18 protein-coding genes are annotated in these 22,056 nt (G+C 65.1%); 10 read left to right on the top strand and 8 right to left on the bottom strand.

Features of this window, described 5'->3' with window-relative positions:
• Nucleotides 1-42: 42 nt before the first annotated feature.
• Entirely contained in the window at nucleotides 43-1,923 is a 1,881-nt protein-coding gene (locus GFY24_RS02645; RefSeq protein ID WP_153803286.1) for an ABC transporter ATP-binding protein, read from the bottom strand.
• Nucleotides 1,924-2,151: 228 nt separating this feature from the next.
• Here GFY24_RS02645 and GFY24_RS02650 point away from each other — a divergent pair, with 228 nt between their 5' ends.
• The gene (locus GFY24_RS02650; RefSeq protein ID WP_153803535.1) at nucleotides 2,152-5,109 is read left to right on the top strand and encodes an FAD-binding and (Fe-S)-binding domain-containing protein; all 2,958 of its coding nucleotides are present in this window, start codon (nucleotides 2,152-2,154) and stop codon (nucleotides 5,107-5,109) included.
• Nucleotides 5,110-5,310: 201 nt separating this feature from the next.
• Nucleotides 5,311-6,243 carry a DNA-3-methyladenine glycosylase gene (locus GFY24_RS02655; protein ID WP_153803287.1) on the top strand — a complete coding sequence of 311 codons (933 nt, stop codon included), beginning with the start codon at nucleotides 5,311-5,313 and terminating at the stop codon, nucleotides 6,241-6,243.
• Between the two features lies 1 nt (nucleotide 6,244).
• On the opposite strand, the gene GFY24_RS02660 is transcribed toward GFY24_RS02655, so the two are convergent.
• From GFY24_RS02660 to GFY24_RS02670, 3 genes are read right to left on the bottom strand one after another with little or no spacing between them, the layout of a single operon-like run.
• The gene (locus GFY24_RS02660; RefSeq protein WP_309230418.1) at nucleotides 6,245-7,519 is read right to left on the bottom strand and encodes an extracellular solute-binding protein; all 1,275 of its coding nucleotides are present in this window, start codon (nucleotides 7,517-7,519) and stop codon (nucleotides 6,245-6,247) included.
• Between the two features lie 2 nt (nucleotides 7,520-7,521).
• A complete protein-coding gene (locus tag GFY24_RS02665; protein WP_153803289.1) occupies nucleotides 7,522-8,355 on the bottom strand; it encodes a carbohydrate ABC transporter permease in 834 nt (277 codons plus the stop codon).
• Complete coding sequence (locus tag GFY24_RS02670) at nucleotides 8,345-9,211, bottom strand: carbohydrate ABC transporter permease (RefSeq protein WP_153803290.1); 867 nt, start codon at nucleotides 9,209-9,211, stop codon at nucleotides 8,345-8,347. Before GFY24_RS02670 ends, GFY24_RS02665 begins: the two co-directional genes overlap by 11 nt.
• 163 nt (nucleotides 9,212-9,374) lie before the next feature.
• Here GFY24_RS02670 and GFY24_RS02675 point away from each other — a divergent pair, with 163 nt between their 5' ends.
• From GFY24_RS02675 to GFY24_RS02710, 8 genes are all read left to right on the top strand, one after another.
• Nucleotides 9,375-11,249 carry an SCO2524 family protein gene (locus tag GFY24_RS02675; protein ID WP_153803291.1) on the top strand — a complete coding sequence of 625 codons (1,875 nt, stop codon included), beginning with the start codon at nucleotides 9,375-9,377 and terminating at the stop codon, nucleotides 11,247-11,249.
• A 1-nt stretch (nucleotide 11,250) separates the two neighbouring features.
• Nucleotides 11,251-12,177, top strand: coding sequence for an SCO2523 family variant P-loop protein (locus tag GFY24_RS02680; protein WP_309230359.1), 927 nt, complete (start codon nucleotides 11,251-11,253; stop codon nucleotides 12,175-12,177).
• Nucleotides 12,174-13,199 carry an SCO2522 family protein gene (locus GFY24_RS02685; RefSeq protein ID WP_309230360.1) on the top strand — a complete coding sequence of 342 codons (1,026 nt, stop codon included), beginning with the start codon at nucleotides 12,174-12,176 and terminating at the stop codon, nucleotides 13,197-13,199. The genes GFY24_RS02680 and GFY24_RS02685 overlap by 4 nt, the downstream gene beginning before the upstream one ends.
• A gap of 1 nt (nucleotide 13,200) precedes the next feature.
• Nucleotides 13,201-14,268 carry an SCO2521 family protein gene (locus GFY24_RS02690; RefSeq protein ID WP_153803294.1) on the top strand — a complete coding sequence of 356 codons (1,068 nt, stop codon included), beginning with the start codon at nucleotides 13,201-13,203 and terminating at the stop codon, nucleotides 14,266-14,268.
• 81 nt (nucleotides 14,269-14,349) lie between these two features.
• Nucleotides 14,350-16,194, top strand: a complete 1,845-nt coding sequence (locus GFY24_RS02695; protein ID WP_153803295.1) for an SCO2524 family protein — start codon at nucleotides 14,350-14,352, stop codon at nucleotides 16,192-16,194.
• Nucleotides 16,191-17,147 carry an SCO2523 family variant P-loop protein gene (locus tag GFY24_RS02700; RefSeq protein WP_153803296.1) on the top strand — a complete coding sequence of 319 codons (957 nt, stop codon included), beginning with the start codon at nucleotides 16,191-16,193 and terminating at the stop codon, nucleotides 17,145-17,147. Before GFY24_RS02695 ends, GFY24_RS02700 begins: the two co-directional genes overlap by 4 nt.
• Nucleotides 17,147-18,142 (top strand): SCO2522 family protein, encoded by a 996-nt coding sequence (locus tag GFY24_RS02705; RefSeq protein WP_153803297.1) that lies wholly within the window; start codon nucleotides 17,147-17,149, stop codon nucleotides 18,140-18,142. Before GFY24_RS02700 ends, GFY24_RS02705 begins: the two co-directional genes overlap by 1 nt.
• A gap of 2 nt (nucleotides 18,143-18,144) precedes the next feature.
• Nucleotides 18,145-19,140: an SCO2521 family protein gene (locus GFY24_RS02710; protein ID WP_153803298.1), complete on the top strand. Its 996-nt coding sequence runs from the start codon at nucleotides 18,145-18,147 to the stop codon at nucleotides 19,138-19,140.
• An 11-nt stretch (nucleotides 19,141-19,151) separates the two neighbouring features.
• On the opposite strand, the gene GFY24_RS02715 is transcribed toward GFY24_RS02710, so the two are convergent.
• From GFY24_RS02715 to GFY24_RS02730, 4 genes are all read right to left on the bottom strand, one after another.
• On the bottom strand, nucleotides 19,152-19,976 hold the full coding sequence (locus GFY24_RS02715) for a hypothetical protein (RefSeq protein WP_153803299.1): 825 nt from the start codon (nucleotides 19,974-19,976) through the stop codon (nucleotides 19,152-19,154).
• Nucleotides 19,977-20,005: 29 nt separating this feature from the next.
• Complete coding sequence (locus GFY24_RS02720) at nucleotides 20,006-20,548, bottom strand: GNAT family N-acetyltransferase (protein WP_153803300.1); 543 nt, start codon at nucleotides 20,546-20,548, stop codon at nucleotides 20,006-20,008.
• A 96-nt stretch (nucleotides 20,549-20,644) separates the two neighbouring features.
• Nucleotides 20,645-21,043 (bottom strand): N-acetyltransferase, encoded by a 399-nt coding sequence (locus tag GFY24_RS02725; RefSeq protein ID WP_194852712.1) that lies wholly within the window; start codon nucleotides 21,041-21,043, stop codon nucleotides 20,645-20,647.
• 433 nt (nucleotides 21,044-21,476) lie between these two features.
• Nucleotides 21,477-21,680 (bottom strand): hypothetical protein, encoded by a 204-nt coding sequence (locus GFY24_RS02730; protein WP_153803302.1) that lies wholly within the window; start codon nucleotides 21,678-21,680, stop codon nucleotides 21,477-21,479.
• Nucleotides 21,681-22,056 lie beyond the last annotated feature (376 nt).

Genomic DNA, 22,056 nt, shown 5'->3' on the forward strand with positions numbered 1-22,056 from the left:
TCCCGAGCTGCCAACTTTATTTGCCGGTTCGGCAAATAGCGCTCAGGCGGCGGCGGGCTCGCTGGAGTCGGCGAATTGGGTGCTGTACAGCTCGGTGTAGCGGCCGTTCGCGGCCAGCAGCTCGGTGTGGTTGCCGCGCTCGACAATGCGGCCGTGTTCGAGCACCAGGATCTGATCGGCATTGCGAATGGTGGACAGCCGGTGCGCGATGACCAGCGCGGTGCGCCCGTCGAGCGCCTCGGCCAGCGCCTCCTGCACCGCCGCCTCGGAGGTGGAGTCCAGCGAGGCGGTGGCCTCGTCGAGGATCACCACGCGCGGTTGCTTGAGCAGCAGCCGGGCAATGGTGAGCCGCTGGCGTTCGCCACCGGAGAGCCGGTAGCCGCGTTCACCGACCACGGTGTCCAGGCCGTCGGGTAGTGAGGCGATGAGCTCACCCAATCGGGCCCGCTCCAGGGCATTCCAGAGTTCGTCCTCGCCGGCCTCGGGCCGGGCGAGCAGCAGATTGCCGCGAATGGTGTCGTGGAACAGATGCCCGTCCTGGGTGACCAGGCCGACGGTGTCCTGAATGGATCGGCTGGTCAGTTCGCGCACATCGTCGCCGCCCAGCCGTACCGCTCCGGAGTCCACGTCGTACAGTCGCGAAACCAATTGCGCGATAGTGGATTTGCCTGCTCCGGAGGAGCCCACCAGGGCCACCATCTGCCCGGGTTCGGCGCGCAGGCTCACCTCGTGCAGTACCTCCTCGCCGCCGCGGGTATCGAGGGTCGCCACATCCTCGAGCGAGGCGAGAGACACCTTGTCGGCGGACGGGTAGCCGAAGCTCACCCTGTCCAGCTCCACCGCGATGGGTCCGTCCGGCACGACGCGGGCATCGGGCGCGTCCTCGATGAGCGGTTTCAGATCCAGGATTTCGAAGACCCGCTCGAAGCTCACCAGCGCGGACATAATGTCCACGCGGGCGCTGGCCAGCGCGGTGAGCGGTGAGTACAACCGGGTGAGCAGCAGCGAAAGTGCCACCACCGCACCGGGTTCCAGCTTTCCTTCGAGCGCGAAGTACCCGCCGAGCCCGTACACCAGCGCCAGCGCGAGCGCCGAGACCAGCGTGAGCGCGGTGACGAAGACGGTCTGCAGCATGGCGGTGCGCACCCCGATATCGCGCACCCGCCCGGCCCGCACCCCGAACTCCGAGGACTCCTGATGCGGCCGCCCGAACAGCTTCACCAGCGTCGCGCCGGGCGCGGAGAACCGCTCGGTCATCTGCGTGCTCATGGAGGCGTTCAATCCGGCGGCTTCGCGCTGGATCTTGGCGAGCTTCTCCCCCATGCGCCGCGCGGGCAGCACGAATACCGGTAGCAGTACCAGCGCGAGCAGGGTGATCTGCCAGGACAGCCGCAGCATGACGGCGAGGGTGAGGGCGAGTGTCACCACATTGGTGACGACTCCGGAGAGTGTGGAGCTGAAGGCTCGTTGCGCCCCGATAACGTCATTGTTCAACCGGCTCACCAATGCGCCGGTCCGGGTACGCGTGAAGAACGCGATCGGCATCTTCTGCACATGATCGAAGACCGCGGTCCGCAGATCGAAGATCAATCCCTCCCCGATCCGCGCGGACAGCAGCCGAATCACCAGCCCGAGCCCCGCGTCCAGCACCGCCACCACCGCGATGATCGCCGCCAGCACCAGCACCCTGCGCGGCGCGGACCCGCTTACGATCGCATCCACGACCCGCCCCGCCAGCACCGGCGTGGCCACCGCCAATAGTGCCGACACAATGCTGAACACCAGGAACGCCACCAGTTGCCGATGATGCGCGTGCGCGAACGCCAGAATCCGCTTCGCCGTCGCCAGCCGCAGCGGACGCTGCTCCGTAGGCGCGTTCATCTGCCGATACAGCTGATTCCACGCCACCGATTCCATACTCATCCCGGACTCCTCACCGCTCTGAAGTCCATCAAACCTCAGACCACCGACACTAAAACCTCAACAAAGGTTCAGGACAAGTCCATTCCGCCCCGAATTCGCTGTCGGCGAACACGGCTCTCCCGACGTGCATGTAATGACGCAGGGGCCTTCTCGGCGTTTACCAGCGCCATTACGTGCGCGTTCGCATTATGTCGGGCGGTGGGCTCTTAGGCTGGCGGGGTGAGCGAGATGGTGGTGCGGGGGTTGCGCGGGCGGATCGAGGGGGAGGTCGACGCGTCCGAGCGGCGGGTGGCGGAGTACTCCTCCGATGCCTCGAACTATCGGGTGCTGCCGTCGGCCGTGGTGTTTCCGCGCACCGACGGGGATGTGCGCGAGGTGCTCGCATTCGCGCGGGCGGAGGGTATCGGGGTTACCGCCCGAGGTGCGGGGACTTCGGTGGCGGGCAATGCCATTGGCGCGGGCATCGTGCTGGATTTCAGCCGTCATATGAACGCGATTCTCGAGGTGGACGCGCGGCAGCGGTGGGCGCGAGTGCAACCCGGAGTGGTGCTGGGGGCGTTGCAGGGTGCGGTCGCGGCGCACGGTCTGCGATTCGGTCCCGATCCGTCGACGCAGAATCGGTGCACCCTCGGCGGGATGATCGGGAACAATGCCTGCGGACCGCATGCCGTGGCTTGGGGACGGACCTCGGATACCGTGCGTGAACTGCGGGTACTCGATGGGCGCGGGGAGGAACGGCGGCTCGGCAGCGAGTTGTCGGTGGTACCGGGGCTGAGCGAGTTCACCCGCGCGAATCTCGCTGTGCTGCGTACCGAATTGGGGCGATTCAAGCGCCAGGCATCGGGATACGCGCTGGAACGTCTACTGCCGGAGCGTGGTTCGTCGGTGGCGAAGGCGTTCGTAGGTTCGGAGGGCACCTGCGGATTGCTACTCGAAGCCACGGTCGAGCTGGTGCCGATACCGGCGGCGACCGTGCTGGTGGTGCTCGGCTATCCCGATATGCCAACGGCCGCAGACGATGTCGCTGCCGTGCTGGCGGTGCGCCCGGTCGCTGTCGAGGGGATGGATGCCCGCCTGGTCGATGTGGTGCGCAGGCATCGCGGTGGTGCGGTGCCGACCCTGCCGCGCGGCGGTGGCTGGCTCTTCGTGGAGATCGAGGGCGCGACTGCCGAGCAGGCGCGGGAGACCGCCGAACTGCTCTGCCGGTCCGCGCACGCGGTCGATTCCAGGCTGGTGCTGGACGCATGGGAAGCCAAGGCGCTGTGGACGATTCGCGCCGATGGCGCGGGGCTCTCCGGTCGCACACCCGAGGGGAATCCGGCGTGGCCGGGCTGGGAGGACGCGGCCGTCCCACCCGATCGTCTCGGCGACTACCTGCGTGCGTTCGAGGAACTCATGCGCGAGCATCGCGTGGACGGCCTGCTCTACGGCCATATCGGTGACGGTTGTATTCACGTCCGCCTGGATCTGCCGATAGCCGATGCGCCGCAACGTTTTCGGGCCTTCCTCGAGGATGCCGCCCGCCAGGTGGTCGCCTTCGGCGGCTCCCTCTCCGGTGAGCACGGCGACGGCCGCGCGCGCTCGGAACTGCTGCGCCACATGTACTCCCCCACCGCCCTGGCCGCTTTCGCCGAGTTCAAGTCCCTGTTCGACCCGGACGACATCCTCAACCCCGGTGTCATGGTGCGCCCCAATGCCATTGACTCGGACCTGCGCCTGGTCGGTGTACGCCCGATGCCCGCAGCGGGTGGTTTCGCCTTCCCCGATGACGGCGATCTCGCCACCGCCGTACACCGCTGTGTCGGGGTGGGTAAATGCCGCGCCGACACCGGCTCCTCGGGTGGCTTCATGTGCCCGTCCTATCTGGCCACCTCCGATGAGAAGGACAGCACCCGAGCCCGAGCCCGCGTCCTGCAGGAGGTGGTTCGCGGCGCCCTCGACTGGCGCTCCGACGCCGTGGCCGAATCCCTGGATCTCTGCCTGTCCTGCAAGGCATGTCACTCCGACTGCCCCGCCGGGGTGGATATGGCCACCTACAAATCCGAGACCCTGCACCGCCGCTACCAGGGCCGCCTCCGCCCGGTGGACCATTACGCTCTCGGCCGGCTTCCCGAGTGGCTTGCCGCCGCCACGCGCCTTCCGCGCGTCGCGAATGCCCTCGCGACAGCCGGTCCATTGCGTCGAATAGTGCTGCGCGCAGCGGGAATCGACGCGCGCCGTCCCATTCCGCCGCTGGCTGTCGAGAGCTTCCGCCGGGGGTGGCGACGCCGGTTCGAGACCCAGCGGCGCGGATCTGTCACCGCGCCCGGTGAGCCGGCAGGGTGGCGACGCCGCTGGTTCGAGATTTCGGGGCGCGGATCTGTCACCGCGCTGGGCGGCGCGCCCGGTGAGGCGGCAAGGAGTCGGCGCGAGGCGATATCTGCCGCGGACGCGAGCAGGCCCGCCGTCGTGCTGTGGATCGACACGTTCACCGACGCGTTCGATCCGGAGATCGCTTGGGCGGCTGTCGAATTGATCTCCTCACTCGGGTATCGCGTCGATATTCCCGAGCGCCGGGTGTGCTGCGGGCTGACCTGGATCAGCACCGGCCAACTCGACGGGGCACGAATTCGCCTGCGCGCCACGGTGGATGCGCTCGACGCACACGTGCGGGCGGGTGGATTGGTCGTCGGCCTGGAGCCCTCCTGCTCCGCCACCCTACGCGAGGATCTCCCGCGTCTGCTGCCCGATGATCCGCGCGCGCACACCGTCGCGGCGGCCGTGCGTACCCTGGCGGAGTTCCTGCAATCGTGTGCCGACTGGACCCCACCGGATCGCACCGGCCGACATGTCGTGGTCCAGCCGCACTGCCATGAGCACGCGGTCTCAGGCTTCGCGGCGGACCGCCGGATTCTGGAGCGCACCGGCGCGACCATCCACGAGATCGCCGGATGCTGCGGGCTGGCCGGAAACTTCGGAATGCAGCGCGGGCACTACGACGTCTCGGTCGCGGTGGCCGAGAACGGCTTGCTGCCCGCGCTGCGCGATGCTCCGCAGGATGCTGTCTTCCTCGCCGACGGGTTCTCGTGCCGCACGCAGGCCGACCAGCTGGCGGGAAAGCCGGCTGAGCATCTCGCGCAGTTCTTGCTGGACCCTCGCAGCCCAGCATCGACCGGCGGTGCACCTGCGCCGGGTCGCGATCGTTAGCGACGCCCGACCCCGTCATTCCGGCGCGTCCTTGGCCGGAATCCACACGATCGGCGGATGTGTGGCCATGCCGGATCCCGGCCGAAAGCATGCCGGGATGGCGGGGTGGAGGAGCCGGGCCGACGAATGGTGGGGTGTTGCCGGTCACCAGTGGACGGGGGTTCGCTGCGGTGCTTCCCGGGTGTCGCGCAGAATGTCCCGATGACCTCCGTGCCGACCACCAGCGCTCTCGCGCGCACGGTGCGGTCGGAGCGGCCGATTGATCTCGCCGCGACCGTCTCGCCGCTGCGGCATGGCTTCGGTGATCCCTGTCATCGGGAGACGCCGGATGGCGCGCACTGGCATGCCTCGCGGATGGAGTCCGGGGTGGTGACGTATCGGCTGCGGCAGGCCGATCGGAATGCGGTCGAGGCGCGGGCGTGGGGTCCGGGGGCCGAGGAGTTCCTGGAGCAACTTCCGGCGATGCTGTGCCTGGATGAGGATCTGAGCGGCTTCGCGCCGGAGCATCCGAAGGTGGTCGAGGCGCATCGGCGTAATCCGGGCTTGCGGATGTTGCGGACCGGCTTGGTGTTCGAGGCGCTGGTGCCGGTGGTGCTGGAGCAGAAGGTGCACATCAAGACAGCGCATGATTCGTGGCGAAAGCTGGTGTGGCGGTACGGAACTCCCGCGCCCGGTCCCGCGCCGGAGGGTCTGCGGGTGATGCCGGACGCGGAGACGTGGCGGCATATTCCGTCGTGGGTGTATCACCGGGCGAATGTGGGCCCGCAGCGGTCGAAAACCATTGTGCTGGCGTCCCGTATCGCGTCGAAGCTGGAGGAGGCGGCGACGCTGGGTCATACCGAGGCCGCGGAGCGACTGCGTACCGTCCCGGGGATCGGGGTGTGGACGGCCGCCGAGATCGCGCAGCGCGCCTTCGGTGATCCGGATGCCTTGTCGGTGGGTGATTTTCACCTCGCCGCCACGGTCGGCTGGACGCTACTGGGTCGTCCCATCGACGATGACGAGATGGTCGAGTATCTGGAACCGCTTCGGCCACACCGTTATCGGGCCGTGCGCCTGCTGGGTCTGGCGGGTTTCGCGCACAAGCCGAAGTTCGGTCCGCGCACGCCGTACACCGATCACAGCCGTATCTGACCTACCGCTGGTCGAGGGCATTGTTCGCGGCGTCCTGTGCGCGTATCAAGCCGGTGTCCACGGGCAGTCGGCCGAGGAATATTTCGGCGAGGATCGGGTCCATGGCCTCGAGTGCGGATGGGAATCCGGGCCCGCCGCCGGCGGAGATCTGTCCATCACGCAGCACATCGAAGAACGGCGTCACATCCACGCCGTGCCGAGCCCAATAGTCCCGGTACACCTGCTGTTCGGAGATGACGGCGGGAATGGTGGCCCCGTCCAGGCCGAGGTGTCGATTGCCCGCCGCGCTGCCCAGCCAGGCGAGTACCCGCTTGGTCGCCTCCGGATGTGGTGAGGCCGTATTGCCCGCCACCGCGATCGAATTGTTCGCGCTGATCCTGCCTTTCGGTCCGCGCGGGATGAGCGCGAGCCCCCACCGGAATCCGGCGTTCTGCGAGATGGTGGCGAGATTGAAGCTCCCGGATTGGAACAGCGCCATCTTCCCTTGCAGGAAGGCGCTTTTGGCGAAGTCACCACTGTTGTTGGTGTCCGCCGCCGAGGGCGACAACCCGTCCGCGATCAACCGCACCAGGTAGCTGAAGGCCATGTCCCCCTGCGGATTCGCGAAGGCGAAGCGCCCGTCCCGCTGCAGCACCGCGCCGGCTGATCCCATGTAGGGCAGTTGCAGGGATTGAAAGTCCTTGGCCGCGTTGTAAGGCCACGGCGCGACCTCCCGCAACCGCCGCAGCATGGGCCGGAGGGTATCGGTGCCCTCGTCGGGACTCCAGCTCATTCCCGCCAGTTCGGCGGGATCGACTCCGGCCCGTTCCAGCAGTTCCCGGTTGTAGAACACCGCACTGCCGCCATCCACGAATTGCGGTACGGCCCACAGTGTTCCATTGCGGGTGAACTGTGCGACCGCGAACGGATCCCAGGCCGCGGCGGCATCGGAGCCCAGCGTCTGCCCGATATCGACGAGGTGCCCGCTATCGGCGTAATCCTCGTACAGACTGGTCCAGAACAGATCGTCGGCAATCCCGCCCGCCACATCCAGCCGGAGTTTGCGCGCGTAGGAAGCCCACGGCACCAGCGTGATTCGCACTTCGATATCCGGATTGGCCCGCTCGAACTCATCCAATGAGGCCCGGTACGCGGAGACGAAACTCTGATCCCAGATACGCAATCGCACCACGGTGCGCCCGGATCCATCGCCCTCCCGGCCCAACCACAGTGCCGCGCCGATCAATACCACGATGGCGAGCGCGATCCCGAGCACCGCCCGCGTCGAATCCTGCACCCTCATTTGAGCCCCGTCCAAGCGATGGACCGCAACACCTGCCGCTGGAACACCACGAACAACACCACCAGCGGCGCGATGGCGAGGGTGGTGGCGGCCATGATGAGCGGCCACTGCGAGTTGTACTGGGTCTGCATATTCGCGGTGGCCACGGTCAGCACCTGCCACTTCGCACCGCTGGCCGCGACCAACGGCCACATGAAGCTGTTCCACTGCGACACCACGGTAATGACGGTGAGCGTGGCCAGAATCGGCTTGCTCATCGGCACCACCACATCGACGAGTATGTCGAGGGTATTGGCCCCATCCATGCGCGCCGCGTCGAGAAGCTCCCCCGGTATGGCCCGAAAGTATTGGCGCAGCAGGAATATGGCGTACGGCGAGCCGAACAGGAAGGGCAATACCAACGCCCAGAAGGTATTCAGCCACCCGAGCTTCGCGAACATGAGGTACAGCGGGATGAGGGTGACGGCACTCGGCACCATCATGGTCCCGAGATACACCCAGAACAGTGCCTCCCGACCGGGAAAGCTGGTGCACGCGAACGCATACGCGGCGAGTATCGAGACGAGCAATTGTCCACCGGTGATGCACACCGTCATCAGCGTGGTAACGGCGACCGCCCGCCCGAGCCCCTGATCCAACACGGCCCGGAAGTTGTCCAGTGTCATCGGATGCGGTGCCGCCAAGGCGGATTCGTTCGCGAACTGCCCCGACGTCTTGACAGCAGTCCAGGCACTCAGCACCAGCGGTGCGACCGTGAACAATGCTCCTGCGATCAGCACCAGGTACGCCACCCCGGAACGCACTGCGCTCCCGCGCAGTTCAGTACTCATAACTGGTCCGATCCCGGAAGTACCGATGCTGCGCGAAGGTGATCACGAACATCACCGCGAACATCACCACCGCCATAACCGCGGCCCGCCCCGGTCGCGCCGCATCGAACGCCTCCGAATACAGCCGCATGGCAACCACATCCGTGCGATGGTCCGGTCCCCCACGCGTGAGCGCGTACACCGCGTCAAAGGTCTGAAACGCCGTCAACACCCCCGTGGCGAGCACGAAGAACATGGTCGGCCGCAGCAAAGGCAGAATGACCCATCGGATGCGCCGCCACCCGGTAGCCCCGTCCAGCGCACCCGCATCGAGAATCTCCGCGGGTATCGCGCGTATCCCGGCCACGAAGAACAGCGCCACATACCCCACATTCATCCAAATGAGCACCGCCGCAACGCAGGGCAACGCCAGCCCAGGCGAACTCAACCACTCGACCCGCCGCCCCAGCACCGCATTCAACGCCCCACCGGTAGGCGCGAAAACCCACTGCCACACCACCCCCACCGCCACCGGCGCACACATCCAAGGCAGCGCATAAACCACCCGCAGCACACTCCCCCCGCGCCCCCGCCCCGCCAACAGCGCAGCCACCCCGAACCCCAGCGCCGTCTGCACCGGCACCACCATCACCGTCAACACCACCGTGACACCCAAAGAATGCCCGAACTGCCGGTCCCCCAACACAGCCCGCCAATTCGCCGGCCCCGCGAACTCCACCGGCCCCAACAGATTCCAACTATGCAAACTCAACCAAAGCACCACCCCAATCGGAACCAGCAGAAAACAGCCGACCCCGACAAGGCTCGGCAACAACAGCACATAACTGGTGGCAACCCGCCGAACCCTCCGGTCCATGACCGCCGACGCTACCGCCCAACCCACACACCCTGTGCGACCCCCGCCCGAATCGTCCGACCAGCCCTGCGTTTTCGGCCGACGCCGCCCCGACCCCACGGTCCTGACGCATGATGGTTTTGCGACCGGCGAGGCAAGCCACGGCAGGCAGGGGACGGCGTCGATGAGAATTCAGCCACGACAGCAGATTCTGGGTGTGTGGCGGTCACTCTTGGCCGCCTGCTATCACCAGGGCGAGTGGACATGGGGCGGCCGCAACGGCTCCAACTCCATCAGCGATGCCGAACAGCTGTTGTGCCTGCTGTATCCGGCCACCGAGCTCCGTGGGTTCGAACTGCACCTGCCGAATCAGATCGCCCCGGACATCAGGGCGGTACTCGCACCAATGGGTAAGGATGTGCGGATCGGTACCGCCGTCGTCGGATTGCTCGAGGACTACATCACGCGGTACACCGAGGTGAGCAAGGATGCGGACGGCGTAGTCGCGGACCTTCCGGTCTTCTCCGCCGGCAGCTATTTCGTCACCCAGGACGGCGGGCCGCCCACTCCAGAGCAACTCCGGCTTGATGTCGTGGACTCCTATTCGATGTCACTCACGTTGTGTCTTGCCGCCCGAAAGTTCTTGATCGGATTCCGCACCGCGCTCGCATCCGAGGTACGCCGGGATATCCGGGAAGTCTCCCGCCGGGTGGAGATGCTCGACAGCCGCGTCGATACCCGGCTCACCGCGGCGATGGTCGGTCTGGTGCGCAGCTTCGTGGTCAATACCGTGACGCCGGAATCGGCCGAAGGACAGGCGATGCTGTACATGCTCAACCAAACCGACGCGTCGCAAGAATCTGTCGTGGAAGCCGTATCCGAACGGCTCGAACGAGTACGTATCCGATTGCGCAATGACGTCACACTCATCCAGACGCCCGGCGTCGATCTGTACGACGAGGATCTGCTGTTCGAATGCGGGTGGAGTTGGAGCCTGGTCGGTGGCGCCGCACCGATCGACTTCGTAGACATGCCGATTGCGGAGGAGACCGGGTATGCGATCGCCCGGCCGTATCTGCATTTCACCGTGGCCGCGTTGGACAGCATCAACAACCTGATCTCTGCGGGTACCCGTGAATTGGACCTGCTGGACGGTCAGCAGCGCCGCTTGGCGGAAGCGTTGCAGCTGCGCTGGGATTTGGCACAGCGGTACTGGTCGACCATCGCCCGCTTCGGTTCCGGTCGCTGGCCGCTGGAGGATATTCCCTGGCGTACTTCCGTTGGTGAGGAGTCGGAATACTTCAGTCTCTCGGTGTGCGCTGTACTGATGCAGGATCTTCTCAATCGAGACGCCAGTAATGACGACTTGGACAGGGCCGCACCGATTTTTCATGAACTGGCGCGCCGTGGCCGAATCGTGAGCCGGGTCATGGAAGAAGATCCAGCACGTGCGATGCACAGTCCTGGAGTTCGACTGCGCCTGATCGGTAGCGTTGGTGTCGACAACGGTCCGCCGCTGTCATGGACCGTATCTGACTATGCCCCTACACTTTTGAAGCGAACGCTGCAGGCTGCGAGGCTATCCGCCACCATGGAGACGCGGGACGCGCTACTGGAGTTGGCGGCGTTGAGCATGGATCATCTCAATCAACGGGCGTTCCGTGACGGTGCCACCGGTTTGTGGGATGACCCGAGTCGAATCTTCGGCGGCGACCAAATCACCGAGCCCTCATGGTATTTCACCGAGCGCATGGTCGAATGTCTCGTCGCCGCGGCCCGCATGTACGGAGATCCGCCATTGCGCTCACCCGGTCTGGTGGTGCGCGCGCTGGAATTGCTCACCGAAGCCGAGCATCTGCTCAATCAGCAGCTGCTCGATCTCAGCGAGGTCGACAGTTCCGCCAATCGCACCGCTCTCACGCTCGTTCGCAGCCGACTCGATCGCGCTCGGCGGCTGATCGACAAAACGCCGGGCACCGCAGCGAGTCTCGCTCAGCAGGCGATGCTGGAACTGGACGAACTCGCCTATGCCCGCATCGATGCGACCAGGAGCCTGTGACGTGCTTGTGTTCTCCGCGTCCGACAAGGGCGGTACCGGCCGATCGGTGACCAGCTGCAATATGGCGTACCAGCTGAGCATGGAGGGGCTGAAGGTCGCTTACCTCGACTTCGATTTCGGATCACCCACGGCCGGAGCCATTTTCGAGATCAGCCGAGTCGACTGCGGCATCGGCGGCGACGTCGGGATGCATTCGTATTTGCTGGGTGAGGCCGGCTCGGCGGCGCGTCTCAGTGTGCGCTCGGAGACCGATCGTCCCGAATTGCAGCATTCGAGGCATCCGTCCGGGCGACTGGTGCTGTTCCCCGGTGATGCCGGCGGCGCTGAATTCTCCGGAACCGATGAGACCGTCACGCGGCGCTGTACCGAACTGCTGGCGGGCTGTGAGGACGAATTCGATGTCACCATGGTGGATTTGAGTGCGGGCAGGTCCGCCGCACTCACCCTGGCCCTGCAGGCGACCGCCAGGCCGCAATTGGCGTCGGCCGCGGTCCGCTGGCTGGTGTTCCACCGCTGGAGTCGCCAGCACATTGTTGCAGCCCACGGTCTCGTGCACGGTCCGCACGGTCTGCTCGATGCCGGACAGGAATGCGGCCATCACCGTGGGGAACTGCAGGACGCTGTGCGTTATGTCCGCACCGCGGTGCCGGCGTTGAATCAAACCGAAGGTCTGCGGCCCGCGCAGGCCGCATGGTTGCAGATACAGGACAACACGCTGACCAAGGCTGCGGCCAACCGATACCAGCTAGGCGATACCGTAATGCTTGGCGCAACGCCGGTCGAGCCTGTCCTCCAGTGGCGCGAGCAGGTGATACTCGACGATGATGTTGCAGCGCAGATCGCCAATCCAGAGACGGTGTCCGCCTTCCGTGAGCTCGCCGCTCTGCTCCGGAGTGAGGCTGTTTGGGAAAGCCTGAGGGAGTGGTGAACTCGGTATCCGATTACAGCGAGGCCAGTGCGGACATTCGGCTGGAGGGGCAGGAACTGTCACACCTGTCCATTGAAGCCGGGCACTTCTTTATGGAGGATTTCGGCAGCAACGACGACCGGATCAAGGTCCAGCTGCGGCAGGTCGTACCGCAGATCGCGGCGTATACCGCTGCTGCACAAGCCGAGTTCGGGCCTGCCGCGCGGGTCAGCACCTGCTTTCTGATCGACGACTATTTCCGGCACGACACCGATCCAACTGTCATCCTCGACGAATTGCTCACCGCGGCAGCCGAATGCGGTGTGCGTATCGACTATCTGGCTCGCGAGGCGGGCTGCGCCCAGGTCCCCGTGTTCGTCAACGGTGAGCCCACTGCGCGGCCGATCGAGTTGGCGAGCATGATGGCCGCCCGGGTTGTCCCGGAACCCGAACAGAATGCGACCGGACGTCGCCCGTCGACTATGGAGTCGGGCTGGTTGAGCAACGGCACACGATCCTCGGAATTCGCTGTGGCACAGGCAATGCGGGTCGCGCAGTACTGCCCACCGGAGGAGTTCGGCGCGCGAAACCACTCGATCTTCCTGGACGTGCAGTTGTGGCGGCGGTGGACCGAGAGAGGGGACGGCGGGCAGGTGGAAAGGACCCAGTGGTCGTGTCCTTTCCTTACGTCGATCTGGCAATTGCTGCGGCTGGGGATGATTCGTGACAGAGGTGCGGTGGTGGCGCAGCCGGCGGAGTGGACCGGCACCTGGCCGAACGATTGGAAGAAGATGCCCGCGGTGGTGAAGCTCAATTCCGAGGCCGAGCCGTTCGCCGCCTATCGGGCGGTTTCGATCCTCCCCCACACCTATCTGAGTATCGAACACGCTGTTCGGCTGATTCTCGATCATCTGCAAATCGATGAAGCCGTCTACCAGCAGGTGCTCGATCGTGGTCGGGTGGAAGAATTTCCGATCTCAGTGCCGCGGGCGGCTACGCATCGCCTGAGCCATGTCTTCGTCAGTGCGGTCGGAACGACGTGATGTGACCGAGCCATTGGTACTGCTGGGTGAGGTTCGTACCGGCCTGCTCCCCACCCTCTCCGCGCTGTCCACGGAACAGATGACGGAGTTGCTCAAACTTGTACCGGGGCAGCCGGTCCGGATGTGGCAAAGGCCGTCGGCTCGGGCGATTTCCTCGGATACAGCGGTCGGAGTCGACTGTCAGTTGGCGACTCCGTCGCACAAGAACGCCAGGGCTATCGGAACGGCAGCTTCTCACGGGGTGATATTGGGCGGCCGGATCGTGCAGAGTTCGTCCAGCGTGCAGGTGGTTCGGGCGTCGAAGCCCCGCAGGATGGTCTGGCAGCACTATCTCAGTCAGGTCGGCACGATGGAACTGATCAACCGCGTCGGTGAGGACGGAACGGCCGCAACGGAACTCATCGATGGGTTCCTGCACAACTCCAGAGATGACACGCTCGATCTGGGCTCGATCAGTGATCTGCTGTTCACCAGGCTGCGCACCGATGCAGGGCTGGGCAATCGCTCGCCGTTTCGGACCAAGCCCACCCGGCTGCGCTGGGCGGCTCGCGTCGAATCAGCCGATGCCAGGGCCGTATCGCGAGAAGGCTCGCTGGCCTTCCGGTTGCAAGATGAGTCCACTCGGATGGTCTTGATCACCATCCCGCACGCTGCGAATTTGCTGGCTGTGCAACGTTTCTGCGAGGACCTGGCCGCGCACGACTGGCTGCTCACCACTCTCGAGGACGTGCTTGCCGGGGTGGAGCAGGAAGAACACCCCCGTGATGTAATCACGCGGCTGGCGCCTCCGCTGGAACACCTTGCACACCTATGGATGCCAGGAGCTCATACGCCACCGTCCCTGCGCGAATTTTGGCGGTGGCTGGACGACGAGCCGGGGTTCTCCCGTCAATGGGCAGTGAAGCTCGGGCAGCTTCGTGACCGGCTCTCCGGCGCTGCTCTGACCCTTGCGTGCGCCGAATCGCCCACGGGTGTTGGACAACTCACGCCCGGTCCGCACGATCGACTGGTGCGCGAACGCTCGGGGATTGCTGGGGTCATGCGAAACATATTCTGGCGCAACCGATGACAAGATGCGGACATAACGGTCACACTGGGGAGGGCGGGTTCGGCGAGGAGCCGTAACGGGTCGGCTCGGGGAGGGGCGGCAATGAGAATTCGACCGCGGCAACAACTTCTGGATCTATGGCGGGCGCATCTGGATACCTCGTATCGGGACGGCAAATGGGTCTGGGGTGGCCGCGACGGTAGCAATTCGGTGTGTGATGCCGAGCAACTGATGTGCCTGCTCTATCCGGCGACCGAGTTGTCGAGCTTCGCCCTGGATCCGGAGCGAATCGCTACCGCTGAGGATGTTGCGTGGGTTATGTCGGTTCTCGGTGAGGATCTTCAGATCGGCCGACTGCTGGTGCAGGCGATCGAGGAGTTCTTTGATCGCTACACCGATTCCGAGGGTGAGCCGATCTTCGCCGGCGGCAGCTACTTTCGTGATGTCGGGCAAGGTGAGCCCACCTCCGAGCAGCGCGTACTCGATGTGGTCGATTCCTATTCGATGTCGTTGAGCTTGTGTATCTCGGTGCTGCGCTTCGTGCGCGGACTACAGCGCTACCTCAGTGGCGAGGTGCGGCTCGAGGCCGAGCGGCTGGACAAGCGGATCAATGCCGTGACGCCGCGGGTGCAGGCTCGTCTGACCTCGGCCATGACAGGTCTGATCCGGAGCTTCGTCATTCACACCCCGCACTCCAGTTCTCCTGCCGGACAGGAGATTCTGGCGCTGGTCAATCAGACGAATGCCGCTCCCAAGGATGTCGTCGCCAACTTCTCCGCCACGCTCGAACGGATCCGAGTGCAGGCGCGCAACGATATTCGGACCGGCCAGACTCCCGACACTGACCTGCGGGATGACAACCTGCTCTTCGAATGTGGATGGAGCTGGGGTATCGACGGCAGGGCCGCCGAGGTCGACGGGTCCCCGATCCGCATCGCCCGGCAGCCCGGGTATGCGGTCACCGAGCCGTATCTCTACTTCACCCTTGTCGCTCTCGATGGCGTGAAAGATCTTTATTCGCAACGAACTCAAGAGCCGGACCTGCTCGAGGGTGAGCAACTGGCGCTCGCGGAGTCGTTGAAGAGGCGAGCCGAACTGACCCAGCGCTACTGGTCCACGATCTCGCGGTTCGGCACCGGCCGCTGGCCGCTGGAGGACCTGCCATGGCGAACCTCCGACGGCAAACAGTCCGACTACTACAGCTTGGCGGTGACCTCCTTCCTGATTCTGGATCTGCTGGAACGGGAGTCCACCACCGATCTGGCACGCACCGTCGAGGTTCTCAAACAGCTGGCCCAGCGAGCGCGGATCCTCAACCGGGAAGTCCCCGACGATCCGGCCGCCATCCTGCACTACCCCGGAATCACCTTGACGCTCAAGGGATCTCAAGCCGTGAACGCGGGGCCGCTGCTGGGCTACCACGTCGCCGACTTCACCACGCTGCTGCTCAAGCGCAGCCTGGAGGCGGCCCGCCTGGCTCGCGATGTCGATACCCGCGAGCAGCTGTTCGACCTCGCGGCCACGGCCATGGAGCATATGCAGGATCGGGCCATCAGCCACGGCCGCTCCTCCGGTCTGTGGGACAACCTTGCTCCCACCGACTCCGAGAGTGATCCCGCGCCGTCATGGTTCCTGACCGAACGCATGATGGAGTGCCTGGTGGTCGCGCACAGCACCTTCTCGCGGCCCCCGCTGGCCACCTCGACGATGGAGAACGCCGCGATGGGCAAGATCAGCGAGGCCGATCATCTGCTGAATCAGGAGTTTCTGCAGATCAGTGACGCTGCCTATTCGCCCCGGCGCAAGGAGCTGGAGGCGATCGAACAGGCCCTGGACCGGGCGCGAGACATTTCGTCCAAACGTCCGCACACCGCGGAGAGCCTGGCCGCCGACGCATTGCTGCGGCTCAACTCCCTGGCCTATGCCCGGGAGGACGCCACCCGATGAGAACCCGCGAACCCACATTGGTCTTCGCGACCTCCGACAAGGGCGGTACGGGTCGATCGGTCACGAGCTGCAATATCGCCTACCGGCTGAGCCTGCGCGGTGACGACGTGGCGTACGTCGACTTCGATTTCGGTTCTCCCACGGCCGGTGCGCTGTTCGAGATCGGTCGGGCCGAACGTGGTGTCACCCCGGGTACCGGCATGCACTCGTATCTGCTCGAAGACGTCGGTGAGGCGGCGCGGCTGAATATCGCCCACACCAGCGACAGGAAGCAGCTGCGCCGTGTTCAGTCCGGCGCGGGGAAGTTGGTGCTCTATCCGGGGGACCTGGGTGGCTCGGAGTTCACCGTATGCGATGACTCGATGGTGAAGCAGGGCACCGCCTTGTTCTCGAAGCTGCTGAACGAATTCAGTGTGGTGATAGTCGATCTCAGCGCCGGCCGTTCGGTTGCCTTGAATCTCGCGCTGCGGATTACCGCCGCGGCCGAGTTGCGGAGCCGGGTGCATCGGTGGCTGGTCTATCACCGTTGGACTCGCCAGCATGTGCTAGCGGCCGGCGGCCTGGTGTACGGCGACAACGGGCTGCTCGATCATGGGGAAGAGTGGGGACACAATCGCGAGGCGCTGCTCGCCTCGACCCGCTGTGTGCGCACCGCGGTGGCAGCCACGGACCGGACCCGCAACACTCCCGATCGGACCCGCGACGCGGATCGCCCGGAACAGAACACCTGGCTGGACGAGCAGGCCATCGCATTGCAGGAACTCGCGATGGCGAATGGTCTCGGTGCGGCCATGGTGTTGGGTCAGACGCCGATCGAGCCGATGCTGCAGTGGCGTGAACAGGTGATCCTGGACGTCGATGTGAATGCTCGAATCGCCAATGAGGCGACGGCGGATGCGTACATGCGCTTGGCGCGGCGGCTGACCGACAAGTCGACGTGGGATATCGAGTAATGCCGCAGCCAACCTATCGTGAGTCATCAGAGGAATCTGCCATCGCGCCGCTACCCATGGCCCATCTGTCGATCGAGATCGGTCACTTCTCGCTCGACGAGATTCGCTATGAGACCGATCGGATTCGGGCCGAGTTCCGGCGCGCCGTTCCGCTGGTGCGGGCATTCACCGAATCGGCTCGCGTCGAGTTCGGTCCGGACGCCAGGGTCAGCACCTGCTATCTGATGGACGACTATTTCCAGACCGCCATCGAACCGGCCAAGGTACTCGACCGCCTGCTCGATGTCGCCGCGGATGCCGGATTGCCCATCGATTATCTGGCCAGGGAGTCGGGCTGCCACGAGGCCCCGGTATTCGCCGCCGGAGTCGCTGTGGGAGCGCCGATTCCGGTCGCCCAAATGGTGGCCGCCCGCCTGGTCGCCCAACCCGAGGACGAGGAGACGGCCACCGGGCGACGCCCGCCGACTACCGAATCGGGCTGGCTGTGCAATGGGCGACGAGAACGGACCGGCATCTCCCGATCGTCCATGCATCGCGAAACCTACCGTCCCGCACAGGAATACGGCCGCCGCGAACATTCGATCTTTCTGGATGTGGAGCTGTGGCACGACCGGGACGAGTTCCGGCGCTGGTCGTGTCCGTTCCTCGCGGCGGTATGGCAACTGCTGCGGTTGGGCATGCTCCGCTATCACGGTGCGGCGGTGGTGGAACCGCAGCAGTGGTCGGCGACTCGGGAATGGCCGGGTGGTTGGAAGGATCTGCCGCCGGTGGTGCGGCTCAATCAGGACGCCGCCCCGTTCACGGCGTATCGGACACTGTCCATGCTGCCCAAGCGGTATCTGCCGATCGAGCACGCGGTGCGCCTCATCCTCGACCATCTCGCCATCGATGACGACGTGGCCAGTTATGTTGCCGCGCAGGGGCGCGCGGAGCAGGTTACGGTGCCTTCCAAGGTTGTCGAACGCGTCGGGCATCTGCTACTCGACGGGACCTGACCATGACGAGAACCGCACCGGCCACGTCCAACTCATCGTCTCGTCGCACCACACCGGTGCCGATCGTGGTGCTCGGCGAGATCCGTACCTGCCTGCTCCCACACTCCACGACACTGGACGGCCAGGCTACCGAGGAGTTGCTGGCGCTGGTACCGGGGGCGACGGTACGCCGCCGCGAACGCCCTGCCCCCCTTGCCTTTTCGCCGCCGAGAGCGGTCGGGGTCGACTGTTATCTGTCCTGGGGATCGACCGCCGAGACCCGAGTGGTGGGGACCGTGTCATCGACGGCCATCTTGGTCGGTGGCCGGTTGTCGCAGATGTCCTCGCACACCACCGTGATGAGCACGCCACGGCGGAAACGACAGCCCTGGTCGCACTATGTCGATCGGTTCGGCACGACAGAGGCGATCGATACGCTCCCCGACCGGTCGATCGCCGACGAGGAGTTGATCGCCGGCTACCTCACCGCCTCCGGCCCCAAGACGCTCGACCTCTCCTCGATCTGTGCCCGACAATTGGACGAGCTGCTCAAATCGCCACTGTTGGACCAGGATCCACCGCTGCTGGCACCCACTACTCGGCTGCGCTGGACCGTCAAAATCGGCGGCACCGCGGGACCCGCGGTGTCGTTCCGCCTCGATGACGAGGCGACCCGGACCGCGAATATCACGGTGCGGGTGGCCGAGGAGATCCCGGATGCGGTGCGGTTCTGTCAGGACCTCGCGGTGCACGACTGGCTGCTCACCGTCATCGACGCGAAAGTGCTTGCGGCGGCGGGAGTTCGGAGCGGTGATGAGAGACAGCTGGATGTGCTGGCGGCAATGCTCGAGCATCTGGGCCATCTGTGGATGCCGGGAGCGCATACCCCGGACGCCATGCGATCACCCTGGCGCGAGTTGCAGTCGAAAGCGAGTTTCTCCAAACAGTGGGATACCCGCCTCCGGCAGTTGCGCGACCGCATCGTCGTGGCGACCTACCGTGGCGGGCTTGTCCGGTAATCGTCGAATCGCTACAGCCGGAACCACCGGCGCACGAGCAATGCGAAGAACACCGACATCGACACCACACCGAGCCACGCCTCCACTGCGAACAGCACCTGCGCCGGGGGCTCCATATCGTTGGTGTTCGATGGATCAAGCGGGTTGAGGAAACCGACAACGCTCAGATATACGACGTCGGTCCACGGCTTCGTGCCCTTCCAGAGCAGGCCCAGCCCGATAATCGCCATGATTTGAATGGCTACCCAGCCGAGTAGCCAGAAGGGACGATATCCGTAGCCGCACAACAGATCCGACGCCATGCCGGGGGCTCGACGCCAGCCCGGTGCGGTGGCGCGACGCCGGGCTCTGGCCAATGCCAGCCCACACCGATCCTCCTCGTCGACCTCCTCGGTCAGCCGGTGCAGTGCGACGGCGCGGCGCCAGGCCAGCACCGCATGGGCGGGCAGCCTCGCGCGCGTCAGTTCGCGGGCCAGGGTCTCGTATTCGGCGGCAAGTTGGGTGTTCTGGGTCTGACTCAGCCGCAATGGTCCACGGAATTCGATCTCGGCGGCCAGCAGCCCAGCCAGCAGCGGCGCCCGCCAAGCTTCGCGGCCAGGTGCGGTATCCAGTGCTCGCTGGTACACCGTGCCGAACATCAGTCGATTGCTGTTCCCGCGCAATCGGATCAGGTCGGACCGGTCGATCAGAATTTCGGCATGCCAGTGCAGATCATCTAGGACAGCGGAGCCGGACAGGGCGGTCGGGACGAGTTTCTCGGTATGTCGCACTGCGCGGTCATCGATACTCTCGATCACCGAAACCAACAGTTCCGACCGCGCGTCATCCCCCGGCATTCGGCTACTCCCCTACTGCGAACCGCCAATCAGGTTCCAGGGTAACCGTTTTCGGAAACAACAGCCGGTAACGGATCGGGTACGCGGTGCAGCTTGTAGAGCAGCACATCACGAGGCTCGTCATCGCCGAAGTACCGCTCATCCCGATCGTGGACCACGAACCCGAATTCCTCGAAAAGCGTCTTGGCCGGCGTGTTTTTCGGGTCGACCGTCAGCAGGAGTTCGTCGACGCCCGCTTCCAGGCACACCTGCACGGTGTGTTGTAGCAGACCACGCCCGTAGCCGCGGCCGCGCCGATCACGGGAGACCGCAAGGCTGATCAACCAAGCTCGCGCCCCTTCTCCGATAGTCAGCGCGTAGCCCACTACCGTGCCATCCCCGTCCCCATCGTTTCCGGGCTCGACGGCGACGACACAGCGGGAACTGTGCGCTTCCAGAAGTTGGCGCAGGACGAAGTATGGGTAGCGGTCACGGAAGGCAGCCGCGTCGATATTCTGGATATCGGGCAGATCGTCCCGCTCCGGCACCCGATACACCGGCGACGACAGGGCTGCCTCCACTATGGTGGTCATCTGCTCCCCTTGCGTTCGTACACAAGCCCTCTGAAGTTCAAGCCTAGATGCGCACCTGGACGGTGTCTCCGCAACAAATAGGACGCAGTGTACTCACTAAAGCCTGCATACCAGGATATCTCGGGGCTCATTCGGCCCGAGGTACTTGGTCTCGTGCTTGGTCCAGATGAATCCGACCTTTTTGTACAGGTGTTGGGCCGCGAGATTTCCTGACCGGACAGTCACACGGACTTCATCCGCGCCCTCCGCTCGGCAGTGCTCGAGCGTGGTCTCCAGCAGTGTTCGCCCGTATCCGAGTCCCCGGCAGTCTTCGGCGACCGCGAGTCCCAGAAGCCATGCGGTGCCGTCGCAACTCAGCGCGGTGAGCAGATATCCGCCTAGCTGTCCGTCGTGTTCGGTGACCAGCCATTGCGGCCCGTGTAGGTCGAACAGTTGGCGCAGTACGAAATAGGGGTAGGCGAGGTGTGCGAATACGGATTTCTCGAGATCTTGCACGGCATCCAGATCGTCCAGGCGTGCGGCTCGAGGCAGAGGTGGTCGAGAGTGTTCCAAGGCCGACAAGGTGTCCCCTAACCACCGGCGCGGCATGCTTGATTCGGTGAGAAGTGCCGCGGCGCTATGGATTCCAGGGTAGGCCCAGTCGGGAAAGATGGGATGCGGTTCGGCCCGCCTGCCGTCTGTGGAGCGGGCGGGCCGAACCGCGCTGACGCAACGCGGCGGGGGTTTGCCGACGCACCTGGAGGGGGGTGCGGCGGCTATCGAAAGGCGGTGCGGCAGCTGTCTTTACGGCCGGGGACTTGGCCTGGGGACTGGGCGCCGGAAGGGCTGGGGGCGCTCCGGTTGTGACGCCGGTTGAGGGCGCGGCGGAGATCGAGCATCCACCACAGTGCGCGAAAGACCGTGCGCTCGTACCGGTTGGCGTCGGTTGTCATGGCAGGGCGCGCTCGTCGAGCACGCATCGGCCCTCTTCCACCAGCGTCGCGCGGGCGCGGCGCCGGACCTTACAGGTCTGCACGGTGCAATCGAGGTGTAATTGCATTGCGGCATGGGACTGTTCGACGCTCATGATGCCGGGATCCCTGCGACACACCAGCAATCCGGCGACGGGCATATTGAGGGCGGTCAGTTGCATGGTCCGACCTCCGGGGGAGATCGGTGGCAGGGGGTGACGACTTCGGCCATGACTCCTCGTTCCGCATGGAATTCCTGAAGTGCCCGGAGCATTCAGGAAACGAAAGGGGACTGGCAACACCGCCCCGGGCACACATCCAGCACACCACGAGCGGACCCTCGGCGGGCGTTTTTCGACGATGAGAACGCAAAGTTGCGCGAATTCCCAGCAGTGAATCCACTTGGGGGAGGAGGATTCTCCATAGTGGACGAAGCCCCAGCCGATGAGATGTGCGTCCGGGCGGGAGCCGGTGTACCGCAAGACTTTTCCACGGCATCACCCGGTCCGGGATCGTCGCCGGGGCCCGGCATTGTCATGCCACCGCCCGCTCGTGCCC

Origin of the sequence: Nocardia sp. SYP-A9097 (genome assembly GCF_009649815.1) — a bacterium.
In the GTDB taxonomy this organism is placed as follows: domain Bacteria; phylum Actinomycetota; class Actinomycetes; order Mycobacteriales; family Mycobacteriaceae; genus Nocardia.